General features: G+C 34.6%; 12 protein-coding genes. 5 read left to right on the top strand and 7 right to left on the bottom strand.

Annotated features, from left to right (window positions below; translation table 11 throughout):
• Positions 1 to 25: 25 nt before the first annotated feature.
• Entirely contained in the window at positions 26 to 424 is a 399-nt protein-coding gene (locus ABH942_RS09605) for a helix-turn-helix domain-containing protein (protein ID WP_370031430.1), read from the bottom strand.
• 305 nt (positions 425 to 729) lie between these two features.
• Between ABH942_RS09605 and ABH942_RS09600 the strand changes: the two genes are divergently transcribed.
• From ABH942_RS09600 to ABH942_RS09585, 4 genes are all read left to right on the top strand, one after another.
• Positions 730 to 1,884 carry a M14 metallopeptidase family protein gene (locus ABH942_RS09600; protein WP_370031428.1) on the top strand — a complete coding sequence of 385 codons (1,155 nt, stop codon included), beginning with the start codon at positions 730 to 732 and terminating at the stop codon, positions 1,882 to 1,884.
• 77 nt (positions 1,885 to 1,961) lie between these two features.
• Positions 1,962 to 2,441 (top strand): Lrp/AsnC family transcriptional regulator, encoded by a 480-nt coding sequence (locus ABH942_RS09595; RefSeq protein ID WP_056067456.1) that lies wholly within the window; start codon positions 1,962 to 1,964, stop codon positions 2,439 to 2,441.
• 78 nt (positions 2,442 to 2,519) lie between these two features.
• The gene (locus tag ABH942_RS09590; protein WP_370031426.1) at positions 2,520 to 5,105 is read left to right on the top strand and encodes a phosphoenolpyruvate carboxylase; all 2,586 of its coding nucleotides are present in this window, start codon (positions 2,520 to 2,522) and stop codon (positions 5,103 to 5,105) included.
• A gap of 6 nt (positions 5,106 to 5,111) precedes the next feature.
• Positions 5,112 to 5,630, top strand: a complete 519-nt coding sequence (locus ABH942_RS09585; RefSeq protein ID WP_370031424.1) for a DinB family protein — start codon at positions 5,112 to 5,114, stop codon at positions 5,628 to 5,630.
• On the opposite strand, the gene ABH942_RS09580 is transcribed toward ABH942_RS09585, so the two are convergent.
• The 6 genes from ABH942_RS09580 to aroB form a co-directional block, all read right to left on the bottom strand.
• The gene (locus ABH942_RS09580) at positions 5,625 to 5,942 is read right to left on the bottom strand and encodes a hypothetical protein (RefSeq protein WP_370031422.1); all 318 of its coding nucleotides are present in this window, start codon (positions 5,940 to 5,942) and stop codon (positions 5,625 to 5,627) included. The genes ABH942_RS09585 and ABH942_RS09580 overlap by 6 nt on opposite strands.
• 205 nt (positions 5,943 to 6,147) lie before the next feature.
• Positions 6,148 to 6,546: a DNA primase gene (locus ABH942_RS09575; RefSeq protein WP_370031420.1), complete on the bottom strand. Its 399-nt coding sequence runs from the start codon at positions 6,544 to 6,546 to the stop codon at positions 6,148 to 6,150.
• 10 nt (positions 6,547 to 6,556) lie between these two features.
• Positions 6,557 to 7,528: a deoxyhypusine synthase family protein gene (locus ABH942_RS09570; RefSeq protein ID WP_139999750.1), complete on the bottom strand. Its 972-nt coding sequence runs from the start codon at positions 7,526 to 7,528 to the stop codon at positions 6,557 to 6,559.
• 121 nt (positions 7,529 to 7,649) lie between these two features.
• Entirely contained in the window at positions 7,650 to 9,050 is a 1,401-nt protein-coding gene (locus ABH942_RS09565; RefSeq protein ID WP_370031418.1) for an arginine decarboxylase, read from the bottom strand.
• A gap of 56 nt (positions 9,051 to 9,106) precedes the next feature.
• Positions 9,107 to 9,286, bottom strand: coding sequence for a hypothetical protein (locus ABH942_RS09560; RefSeq protein ID WP_370031417.1), 180 nt, complete (start codon positions 9,284 to 9,286; stop codon positions 9,107 to 9,109).
• A gap of 57 nt (positions 9,287 to 9,343) precedes the next feature.
• A complete protein-coding gene (gene aroB / locus ABH942_RS09555; RefSeq protein WP_370031415.1) occupies positions 9,344 to 10,411 on the bottom strand; it encodes a 3-dehydroquinate synthase in 1,068 nt (355 codons plus the stop codon).
• A 146-nt stretch (positions 10,412 to 10,557) separates the two neighbouring features.
• On the opposite strand from aroB, the gene ABH942_RS09550 reads away from it, so the two are divergent.
• Positions 10,558 to 11,727: a proline dehydrogenase family protein gene (locus tag ABH942_RS09550; RefSeq protein ID WP_370031413.1), complete on the top strand. Its 1,170-nt coding sequence runs from the start codon at positions 10,558 to 10,560 to the stop codon at positions 11,725 to 11,727.
• Positions 11,728 to 12,185: the final 458 nt, after the last annotated feature.

The following is a 12,185-nucleotide window of genomic DNA, read 5'->3' as shown; positions in this document are numbered from 1 at the left end:
AGAGCCGAGGTTTTTTTATGACTTGTTATTGGGGATGATATTCTTTAAAACTACCATCTTTATAAAAGATTACGATTCTTTCAATTGTATCGTTACTAAAAGTATTTTTAGGTGTAGGTACTTCTTTTATAGGATTGGATGAATTTTGAATACTGGGTTCTGAAATAGGAGTAGGCGAGTGCAAAGGTATTTCATTGCTTTTGGGAAAACTTCCTTTTCCATTCAGAATCCAATACAAATCAATTTCAGGAAATACATCCAGGATTTTTAATATAAAATCAAGACTGGGTTTATTTCTTCCTGATAGGAGATGTGATATACTCGAGCGTTGTACACCAATCTTATCGGCAAAAGATGAGGCTGTCAGGTTGTAATAATCGAGGATTTTTTCAATCCGTTTTATAAAATCATCTGTGTTTACCATTGTAAATCCTTATAATAAAGAAAACGTGTTACAAATGTAAATATAAAGTAGATAGAAAGGCAGTTTACAATTGTAATTACAGTTTTTATGTTGCAGTTTAAATTTATATAATGATGTATAAGAGATTGATTTGGTTATATTTAATTTGTAATTGCTCTTAAAAATAAATTAATGTTAAAGTTTTTCTAATACCAATTTACCGATACCGGGCATTTTGTTTACAGAGTTAAATTATATTGAATTTTCATAGATTTACAATTGTAATTAATAAGATGTTTACTTTTGTAAAATATAAATTAGGCACTATGGATTTCGAAAAAATATTCCAAGACAATAAGGAAGAATCATTGCACGGAAGATATATCACTCTTGACAAAATTGAGCCATTATTAAAAAAGTTCAACAAGAATAATAACTTAGATATAATCGGAAAATCAGTAGCAGGAAAACCAATTTACTCGTATACAATTGGAACTGGCAAAACCAAAATTTTGCTTTGGTCGCAAATGCATGGAAACGAAGGAACGACTACTAAGGCACTTTTCGATCTTTTAAACGTATTAAATGCTGAAACAGAACTGGCAGCAGATCTTAAAAGTAAGTTTACCTTTTTAGCTATTCCAATGCTTAATCCTGATGGAGCTGAGAAATATACCCGGATCAATGCCAATGGAGTTGATCTTAACAGAGATTTCCAGGATCTGACTCAGCCGGAAAGCCGATTACTTCGTGGGTTGTATGATGATTTTAAGCCGGATTATTGTTATAATCTTCATGACCAGCGTACCATTTTTGCAGCTGGTGCTATAAATAAACCGGCAACAGTTTCCTTTTTAGCGCCTTCCTTTAACGAAGCAAGAGAAGTCAGCGAGGTGCGGATCAAGGCTATGGATGTTATTGTTGCTATGAATACAACCTTACAGTCGTTTATTCCCGGGCAAGTAGGTCGTTTTGATGATGCTTTTAATCTGAATTGTGTTGGTGACACCTTTACCTATTTGGGATCTCCTACAATTTTATTTGAAGCGGGACATTATCAGGAAGATTATCAGCGAGAAATGACACGAAAATTTATTTTTATCGCATTAGTCTCCGGACTGAAATATATTTACGAAAACGATATAGTTCTCAATGAAACGGAAAAATATTTCAATATTCCTCAAAACAAACCAGTTTTTTACGACTTGATTTATAAAAATATCAAAATTTTCTATGATAATAAACAAATTATTACGAATTTTGCAATTCAATTTACGGAGGTTTTGAATGAGGGAAAAATTGAATTTGTTGCCTTCATTGTCGAAATAGGTGAGCTGACACAAAACTTTGGACATTTTGAATATGATGCAAAAGGTGCTTCCTATTCTGATGGACAAGACAACATTCCGAAATTGGGTCAAAAAGCTGAGTTTTATTTATCAGAAAAAGTTAAAATTGTTAACGGATTGCCAAATGTTTAACGATTCGCTTTTTTTATTTAAAAAAAATTAATTTTTTTGTAGTCGAATTTTGAAAACAAATACAAACATAAAATTATATGAATAAGTTTCGTTTAGATGAAGTTGATCATCAGATATTAGATATGCTGATAGACAATACAAGAGTTCCTTTTACAGATATAGCAAAAAAATTACTAATCTCTGCGGGAACTGTCCATGTGAGAGTTAAGAAAATGGAAGAAGCTGGTATTATCATGGGTTCATCTTTGACCTTGAATTACGAGAAATTAGGATATTCTTTTATCGCCTATGTAGGAGTTTTTCTTCACAACACTTCACAGACTAAATTTGTATTGGAAAGAATTAATGAAATTCCTTTTGTTACTGTGGCGCACGTAACTACCGGAAAGTTCAATATCTTCTGTAAAATCCGTGCAATGGATACAAAACATGCAAAAGAAGTAATCTTTATGATTGACGATATTGAAGGAGTATACAGAACAGAGACTATGATTTCTCTTGACGAAAGTATCAACGACAAAAAACGTTTGATGCACACAATCTTCAAGGATATGTAATCTTTTGATAAGAATAATTTAAGACCCTCTTGTGAAAACTTGAGGGTTTTTTTATTAATTTAATGGAAAATTACACCCATGTACACTTCCCCGAGATTAGAGAGGTTTGAAGAAAACGTACTCGCTAAATACCAGATATATAACAGTATTCTGATTACACTTCCGTTTGATAATATTGGCAATACCGGGATTATGCTTCCGCTTTTTGCTGAAGCATGTGAGTCGGGATATAAAAAAGAATGGAATCCGCAGCAGATTGTAGATTTTTTCTCTGAAAAATACCTGGATAATGCTTCCGAAAAAGAAAAAATTGACCTCATGTTCCGATTCATTCAATATGTTGAAAGACAAGTGGTGCTTTTTGATGCTATTGAAGATGCTGCTTTTTCTATCGTCAACAATCTTGACGGTGAAAACTCACTACGGAATACAAAAGACAAGGCAGAATCTAAAGATAGCCTGAAGGAACTAAAAGCGTTTTTTGAAGAATTTAAAATCCGCACAGTGCTGACAGCGCATCCTACGCAGTTTTATCCGGGTTCGGTTTTGGGAATTATCACCGATCTTGAAGATGCTATCAGAAGCAATAATCTGAAAAGAATGCGCGAACTATTGGCGCAGCTAGGAAAAACACCATTCATCAAAAAAGAAAAACCGACTCCTTTTGATGAAGCAGTGAGCTTGACCTGGTATCTTGAAAATGTTTTTTATGAAACGGCGGGAAAAATGATGCATTTCTTCCAGAAAAATATTTATGATGGAGAATTGCCTAAAAATCAGATTCTAAATCTGGGATTCTGGCCGGGAGGTGATCGCGATGGAAATCCTTTTGTGACAACCGATATCACGTTACAGGTAACCGAAAGATTGCGTACTTCAATACTAAAATGTTATTATAGAGATATTCGGGATTTGAAAAGAAAACTGACTTTTCATCAGGTAGATATGCTATGGACAGAACTTGAACATAAAATTTACCGCTCCGTATTTTATTCTGAAGGTGATCTTTATATTACGCTGGACGAGATGAAAGCCACCTTGTTGGACATACGCACCCGGATTATCGAAAACCATCAATCGTTATATCTTGACGATTTGGATGAATTTATCAATAAGGTCAATCTTTTCGGATTTTACTTCGCTACTTTGGATATCAGACAAAATAGCAAAATCCATGATAAGGTTATTGAAGGTATAGTAAAGGTTACAAATGAACATAATTTGTCTGTTTTTCCAGCTAATTATTCATTATTGAATGAAGATGAAAAGTTGGATTGGCTGGCAAAAGCTGTTGCAAATCTCAATCCGGAATGGTTTGAAGACGAAATAACAAAATCAACCGTAGAATCAATATATGCCATTCAGAAAATACAGGAACAAAACGGAGAATTAGGCGCCAATCGTTACATCATCAGCAATAACCGGAGCGCTTTAAATGTCTTGGAAACCTATGCGCTATTCCGATTGTGCGGATGGGAAAATGCTCCGGTTGATATTGTTCCTCTTTTTGAAACTGTAGAAGATTTAGAACATGCAGAACAGGTGATGAAAACGTTGTATACGAATCCGTTATATTCACAGCATTTAAAATTCAGGAATAACAAGCAGACCATTATGCTAGGTTTTTCGGACGGAACAAAAGACGGAGGCTACCTAATGGCGAATTGGAGTATTTATAAAGCCAAAGAAGCGCTAACTGCAATTTCCAGAGAGTATGGAGTTGAAGTCATTTTTTTTGATGGAAGAGGCGGGCCACCAGCAAGAGGAGGAGGAAAGACACATAAATTTTATGCTTCGTTAGGGCCGGATATAGAAAATAATGAAATACAGATAACAATTCAAGGACAGACCATCAGTTCAAATTTCGGAACTCTGGATTCTTGCCGTTATAATCTTGAAAACCTGCTAAGTGCCGGAGCGGCGAATCAGTTTTTTAATAAAGGAGAGAACAAACTCTCTGATGCTGAAAAACAAACATTAGAATCGCTCTCGCAAATAAGCTATAAAGAATATTCTGATTTCAAGAACCATCCTAAATTTATTCCATATCTGGAAAGAAGAAGTGCGCTAAAATATTATGCAATGGCAAATATCGGTAGCCGCCCTTCTAAAAGAAACCAATCTGAAAAACTTGATTTTAATGACCTTCGGGCAATTCCTTTCGTAGGTGCTTGGAGTCAGTTAAAGCAAAATGTTCCGGGATTTTTTGGAGTAGGTTCGGCATTGAAGCATTTTGAAGATAATGGAAAGTGGCAGGAAGTTCAGGATTTGTACAACCGTTCGCTTTTCTTTAAGACCTTGATTGAAAACAGCATGATGTCACTGGCAAAATCATTTTTTCCATTGACATCTTATATGAAAGACGATCCTGAATTTGGTGAATTTTGGGAAATCATTTTTAATGAATTTAAAGAAACAAAAAGACTGGTGCTAAAAGTATCCGGTTTTGATGCTTTGATGGAAAACTATCCTGACGGTAAAGCCTCCATACAAATGCGGGAACAAATTGTACTCCCATTGTTGACAATCCAGCAGTATGCCCTAACTAAAATAAACGAATTAAACCTTAATGGCAATCAGGATGAAGAAATGCTGAAAATCTATGAAAAGATTGTAATGCGTTCCCTTTTTGGAAATATCAATGCAAGTAGAAACTCTGCTTAAAATATTATGAAAACAGACCAATTATTATCAACAGAATTTGCACCTTATTATTCAACTTATATTACTAAAGTAGATCAAGAGGCTAATCTAATCGAAGAACTTGAAATTTCAGTTCATGAATTTATAAAATTTGTACAGAACATTCCTTTAGATAAATATGATTATCGATATGCTGAAGGAAAATGGACTATAAAAGATATCATTCAGCATTTGATGGATTCTGAAAGAATTTTTGCTTACCGCGCTCTAAGAATTGCAAGAAACGATAAGACGCCATTGCCAGGTTTTGAAGAAAATGACTATGCCGATATTGCCGAAGCTGACAAAAGAAGTATTCGGGATTTATTGACTGAACTTGCTATAATCAGACAATCTACCATAGCTTTATTTAAAACTTTTGATGAAGAAGTTTTAAAGAGAATGGGAGTTGCATCCGGGTATGACATTTCAGTCAGGGCTTTGGGTTTTATAATCATCGGACATCAAAAACACCATCAAAATATTTTTATCGAACGCTATTTATAATTTTGAAAAATAGCGGGTTCCGGCAAAAAGATCAATCACCTGTGCAATAGCAAACAATACAAGGGCAAATAAGAAAAGAACAATTCCTTTTTCCTTGATGTGTTTGTTCTTGGAAAATAAAGACAGGATAAAAAGTCCAAAGGCAATGGGAATGACGATTTTAAAACCGCGTGTAATTTTAAACATACGAAGGTAAATTCCTAAAATAGAAAGAGCCCATAAGAGAAAAATGATTTTCAGGGCAATTAGGGTTTTGAAATCAAACCATTCCTGGCAGTGCTTTTCCTTTCCGTTGCTTTTAAACAATTGCATAATCTTATATATTGGTGGTAGACTATAAAATTATAAAATACATATTGTTTTTAAGAAAAATATCGTTGTATGTTTATAAAAATACGACAAATTACGTATAATTATATTTTAAATTGTTAAATAAGTGTATTGTATCTAAGGAAGTCTATAAATAAAAAAACGGAACTCAAGCTGAGTTCCGTTTTTTTATTTATGTAGAAAGAAATTAATCTTCATCGTCTTCTTCATCATCAGCGATATCGGCAACATCTCTGTCCTCATCGTCTTCATCGTCATCAAGTTCGATTTTGTCTTCTTTTTCTTCATCTTCATCATCGTCTGCATCATCATCCAAATCAAGATCTTTAATGGCTTCCATTGGTACCACTACATCTTCTAGATCGTCATCTTCATCAAAGTTTTCGATTCTGCTGGCAAGTTTGGTGCTCACTTTTACCAGATAAATAGTGTCTTCTGTTCTAACTTCAACAGCCTCTACCAATTCGTTTTTAGCATTTTTGAAACGGATGATATTGGAGTCGTCATATCCATCAGGAAATTTTTCGACAAGCAAAGTCAGAATTTCATTGGTTAGTTTAGAATAATCTACAATAATTCTTTTCATACAATTTTTATTATAAGTCTAGTAGGTAAGCAAAAATTAATGGGGCTACAATGGTAGCATCCGACTCAATAACAAATTTTGGAGTATTAATATCAAGTTTCCCCCAAGTGATTTTCTCATTTGGAACTGCTCCTGAATAGGAACCGTAGCTGGTAGTTGAATCTGAAATCTGGCAGAAGTAACTCCAGAAAGGAACATCATGCATTTCCATATCCTGATATAACATTGGTACAACACAGATAGGGAAATCTCCTGCAATTCCTCCTCCAATTTGGAAGAAGCCGATACCTTTATCGCTGTTTTTTGTATACCAGTCAGCAAGGAAAGTCATGTATTCGATTCCTGACTTCATTGTAGAGGCTTTTAGCTCGCCTTTGATAACGTAAGAAGCAAAAATGTTACCCATTGTACTGTCTTCCCAACCCGGAACAATGATAGGAAGGTTTTTCTCAGCAGCAGCATACATCCAGCTGTCTTTTAGGTCAATTTCGTAATATTCTTCCAATACGCCAGAAAGTAGCATTTTGTACATGAATTCATGTGGGAAATAACGTTCTCCTGCATCATCAGCATCTTTCCATATTTTATAGATATGCTTTTGTAATCTTCTGAAAGCCTCATGCTCCGGAATACAAGTATCTGTAACACGGTTTAATCCTCTTTCTAATAAATCCCATTCTTGTTGTGGCGTCAAATCGCGGTAATTTGGAACTCTTTCATAGTGAGAATGCGCAACAAGATTCATGATATCTTCTTCTAAATTAGCTCCTGTGCAGGAAATAATCTGAACTTTGTCTTTTCTAATCATTTCGGCAAAAATCTTTCCGATTTCAGCCGTACTCATGGCGCCAGCCAAAGTCACCATCATTTTTGCACCATTCTGTAATTGTTGTTCATAGGCTTTTGCCGCATCAACTACAGTGGCAGAATTGAAATGCAGGTAGTACTTCTCAATAAATTGACTGATTGGTCCTTTACTCATTTTGTTGTTTGTTAGTTTCTTTTTTAATGTTTGCCCGATAGCAATTCATGATTCTGAAAAGTGGTATATCGGATGGTTTTAAGCAGGAAAAACCCGCTTATAATTATTTCCCAAAAATAAATTATTTTTTGTCGTAACCTAATATTTTTAAAATATCTTCTGAACTTTGTTGCTCAGAAAAAACTTCAGTCGCCAAAATGCCATTTTCATCGCGGTCAATCAGGATATGTTTTGGCTGAGGAATCAGGCAGTGGTGTATTCCGCCGAAACCTCCAATAGTTTCTTGATAAGCGCCCGTATTAAAGAATCCAATATATAAAGGTTTTTCTTTATTGTATTTTGGCAGATAAATGGCGTTCATGTTCTGCTCAGAGTTGTAATAATCATCACTGTCACAGGTCATACCGCCAAGCAATACTCTTTCGTATTGGTCATTCCATCGATTGACAGCCAAAAGGATAAAACGCTTGTTGATTGCCCAGGTATCTGGCAGTGTAGTAATGAAAGACGAATCGATCATGTTCCATTTCTCTCTGTCATTTTGCTGTTTTTGATACAATACCTGATAGATTGCACCGCCACTTTCTCCAACTGTAAACGAACCAAATTCAGTAAAGATGTTCGGAACGTCTACTTCAGCTTCATCACACGCAATTTTAATCTGATTGATGATTTCGTCAATCATATATTGGTAATCGTATTCAAAAGCAAGTGAGTTTTTGATAGGGAAGCCACCACCAATATTAAGTCCGTCCAGTGTAGGACATTCTTTTTTAAGGGCGATGTAAACCTTGATACACTTTACAAGTTCATTCCAGTAATAGGAGTTGTCGTTAATGCCGGTATTGATAAAAAAGTGAAGCATCTTAAGTTCCAGGTTCTTGTTTTCCTGAATCTGTTTTTTGTAGAAGTTCACTATATTTTTATATCCTATTCCTAATCGGGAAGTATAGAATTCAAATTTCGGTTCTTCCTCAGCAGCAATTCTGATTCCGATTTTGAATTTTCCTTTTATTTCAGCCTGAAGAAGGTCTAATTCTTCGTAGTTGTCAATAATCGGAATAGCATTTTTATGGCCGTTATTAATTAATCGGGCAATATTCGTAATGTATTGGTCTCTTTTGAAACCGTTACAGATTACATAAGTGCTTTTGTTTATCTTACCGTTTTCAAGAAGATTCTCCACGATGTTAATATCAAAAGCCGATGATGTTTCAATATGGATATTGTTTTTGAAAGCCTCGTTCATTACAAATTCAAAATGAGAGCTTTTTGTACAATAGCAGTAATAGTATTTCCCTTCGTATTTGTTTTTTTCCATCGCTTTTCTGAACCAGCCCTTAGCCCGGTTGATATTGTTGGAAATTTGAGGTAAATAGGTGAATTTCAAAGGCGTACCGTATTGTTCCACTAGCTTCATCAAGTCGATGTTGTGGAATTGAAGGTTGTCTTTGTTTAGTTTAAACTCATCTTGAGGGAAATAGTAAGTTTGGTTGATTAGGTCAAAATATTTCGTATTCATTTATTTGTCAGGATTTTAGATTAAAAATAAGAAAAAAACAATTTTTAATCTAAAGTTCATACCCTAATATTTGCATAAATAATGGGCAGTTTTTCCTGATACATATTGGAGTATTGAAAAATATCAAAATTATGGATGCTTTTTACACCAAAAGAGCCTTTCAGGAAATACTGAAAAGTTGCTTTGTTTTCTGCACCTGCGGCCGAAAAAGAATTGGCGTTTTGACTTTTTTTCATTGGGGCAAATGTAAAAAATATTCTAACTGATTTGCAATGATTTTTATTAAAAATATATTAAGAATTATATTCTAAAAAGGCGTCTATAATCAATTCGTTATCAGCTTTTTGCCCTGTAGATATACCGCCAATTCCATTAAGAAGTGCAAATTGGATTGTTCCATATTCGTTTTTCTTGTCGTGAACGAGCAATTCTAGTATGGGTTGTATGTCTTTTTCTTCAAAAACGATCCTTTCAAAAATATTATCTATTCCGTTTTTGATTTCTTCAAATTCCATATCCGAAATCAGATTCTTTCTTAATGATATATAACTCTCCAGGATCATTCCGGCAGCAATCGCCTCGCCATGCAGTAAGGATGTCTTAGCTTCATTTTCCAGGAAATAGCTTTCAATGGCATGTCCTAAAGTATGTCCAAAATTCAGAGATTTACGCAATCCGTTCTCTTTTGGATCTTGTATTACGATGCTGTTTTTTATTTCAACTGATTGGTAAATTAGAGTATCTAAATCACTTGTATTTAAATTGTTTAAGTCTAAAAATAGCGACCAGTATTTTTTATCAAAAATCAATCCGTGTTTAAGCATTTCAGCCAGTCCGGAACGCATTTGATTTTGTGGTAATGTCTCTAAATAGCGCGTATCTATCAAAACCATCTGAGGTACATTAATAACGCCGATCTGATTTTTTAGACTTCCCAGATCGATTCCATTTTTTCCACCAACAGAAGCATCAACCATAGCCAATAATGTGGTTGGTACATTAATAAAATCAATTCCTCTTTTAAATGTAGAAGCTACAAAACCTCCCATATCGGTTACAACACCACCGCCAACATTAATAACAAGGCTTTTTCTGTCGGCACCCAGTTCCGTCAAGACATTCCAAAGCTCGACACAAGTTTCGATATTTTTGTTGGTTTCTCCCGGCTCAAATTCAACAATTTCGATATTTAAATCAGTCTCAAGATTGGGAAGAAATATAGGAAGGCAGTACTCATTTGTATCGCTGTCTGCCAAAATAAAAATAGAAGAATAATGATTTTCAGCAAGATGGCTGTTTAACGCTTCGTAAGCATTCTCATTAAAGAATATAGAATATTCGTTAGCTTCAATTGGTTTCATCTGATGTTTTTGAGAGGCAACTCATGACGGATCCAGATAAGCGTCATAATAATTGCTTATTTGTAATTTTAAAAGGCAAAATAAGGCAATTTTTAAGAAAAAATCACGAAGCTCTATTTATATTTGCAACATTATTAAATAAACGAATGGAAAAGATTTTCAACAATACACAAGTTGCTTTTGCGCTAAAGAGTGATACTGAACTGGATAGGGCTTATTTTCTTTTTAAAATGATTGCTTCAGAACCTTTGGTGCGTATCGGAACAGCAGTCACAAATTTTGCTTTAAAAGCACATTTGCCTGTAGAGGGCTTGATTAGAGCAACAGTTTTTGATCATTTTTGTGGTGGCGTCAATGAAGAAGATTGCCTTACAGTAGTTGACAAAATGTTTACGAAAGGTGTTTCGTCTGTTTTGGATTATTCCGTAGAAGGTAAAGAAGAAGAGGAGCAATTCGACCAGGCGCTGGAAATGACTTTAAAAACAATTGAATTTGCCAAAGAAAGACAGGCTATTCCGTTTGCTGTTTTTAAGCCTACCGGTCTGGGAAGATTTGAATTGTATGAAAAATTAGGAGAAGGAAAAGAATTTTCCAAAGAAGAAGCAGAGGAATGGCAACGTGTCGTAAACCGATTTGATCTTGTTTGCAAGACGGCTCATGCAAAAGATGTGGCATTATTGATTGATGCTGAAGAAAGCTGGATGCAGGATGCAGCGGATGATTTGGTATTGGAAATGATGCGTAAATACAACAAAGAAAAGGCGATTGTTTTTAATACGTTGCAATTGTATCGTTGGGATAGGGTAGACTATCTGAAAAAAATCCATGACATAGCTAAGAGCGAAGGTTTTTATATTGGTATGAAATTGGTTCGTGGAGCATATATGGAAAAGGAAAACAAACGTGCGGAAGAAAAAGGTTATGTTTCTCCAATCTGTGTTTCAAAAGAAGCAACAGATGTAAATTATGATACGGCTGTAATGTATATGGTTGAACATTTGGAAAAAATGGCCATTTTTGCAGGAACCCATAATGAAGACAGTTCATATAAGCTGATGAAACTTATGGATGAGAATAGTATTGAAAAAGGAGATACGAGAGTTTGGTTTGGCCAATTGTATGGTATGAGTGATAATATCAGCTATAACCTTGCATCAAATGGCTATAATGTTGCTAAATATCTGCCTTTTGGGCCCGTTAGGGACGTGATGCCTTATTTAATCCGTAGAGCAGAGGAGAATACTTCAGTTGCGGGACAGACCAGCAGAGAGTTAAATCTTATCAAAGCTGAAAGAGACAGAAGAAAAGGGAAGTAGTTCCTTGTATAAATAAAAAAGCCGGATTCAGAAGAATCCGGCTTTTTTATTGCTTAATAATCTTTATTATTAAAACAAGAAGTATAGTTTGTGGGGCATATTGGAATAGGATCTCTATCGAAGTTACTTAGTGTTTAAACATATCCCAAAAGAACGAATATCCCATAATAGTTTACAGTAATCCGCTTATAGTTTGCACTTGTTCATTGGCTCAATTTTTTTTTTGCTTTTGAACTATCATTGTAACGTATTTGTGTGATTTAGCGATTTGCATTTCGTTATTATTGTTTTTAATGCTCAAAGAATAAAATAATGAATCTAATCATACTTTGTGCTAGCTGTTTAAAAGATTTTTAATAAAAATGTGAAATAGTAAACTTACATATAATTTTCTGTCAGTTTCTTTGCAACCTACAAAATGCTTTATATGTTTGCCGTCGAAAATTTTAATTCACAAA

The sequence above is a fragment of the Flavobacterium sp. 28YEA47A genome, assembly GCF_041262125.1.
GTDB lineage: Bacteria > Bacteroidota > Bacteroidia > Flavobacteriales > Flavobacteriaceae > Flavobacterium.
This window is presented reverse-complemented; position numbering and strand designations above follow the sequence as displayed.

Bases quoted from the DNA above. Each gene is read 5' to 3' on its own strand.
- ABH942_RS09605 (WP_370031430.1), bottom strand. From the start codon at position 424: ATGGTAAACACAGATGATTTTATAAAACGGATTGAAAAAATCCTCGAT.
- ABH942_RS09600 (WP_370031428.1), top strand. From the start codon at position 730: ATGGATTTCGAAAAAATATTCCAAGACAATAAGGAAGAATCATTGCAC.
- ABH942_RS09595 (WP_056067456.1), top strand. From the start codon at position 1,962: ATGAATAAGTTTCGTTTAGATGAAGTTGATCATCAGATATTAGATATG.
- ABH942_RS09590 (WP_370031426.1), top strand. From the start codon at position 2,520: ATGTACACTTCCCCGAGATTAGAGAGGTTTGAAGAAAACGTACTCGCT.
- ABH942_RS09585 (WP_370031424.1), top strand. From the start codon at position 5,112: ATGAAAACAGACCAATTATTATCAACAGAATTTGCACCTTATTATTCA.
- ABH942_RS09580 (WP_370031422.1), bottom strand. From the start codon at position 5,942: ATGCAATTGTTTAAAAGCAACGGAAAGGAAAAGCACTGCCAGGAATGG.
- ABH942_RS09575 (WP_370031420.1), bottom strand. From the start codon at position 6,546: ATGAAAAGAATTATTGTAGATTATTCTAAACTAACCAATGAAATTCTG.
- ABH942_RS09570 (WP_139999750.1), bottom strand. From the start codon at position 7,528: ATGAGTAAAGGACCAATCAGTCAATTTATTGAGAAGTACTACCTGCAT.
- ABH942_RS09565 (WP_370031418.1), bottom strand. From the start codon at position 9,050: ATGAATACGAAATATTTTGACCTAATCAACCAAACTTACTATTTCCCT.
- ABH942_RS09560 (WP_370031417.1), bottom strand. From the start codon at position 9,286: ATGAAAAAAAGTCAAAACGCCAATTCTTTTTCGGCCGCAGGTGCAGAA.
- aroB (WP_370031415.1), bottom strand. From the start codon at position 10,411: ATGAAACCAATTGAAGCTAACGAATATTCTATATTCTTTAATGAGAAT.
- ABH942_RS09550 (WP_370031413.1), top strand. From the start codon at position 10,558: ATGGAAAAGATTTTCAACAATACACAAGTTGCTTTTGCGCTAAAGAGT.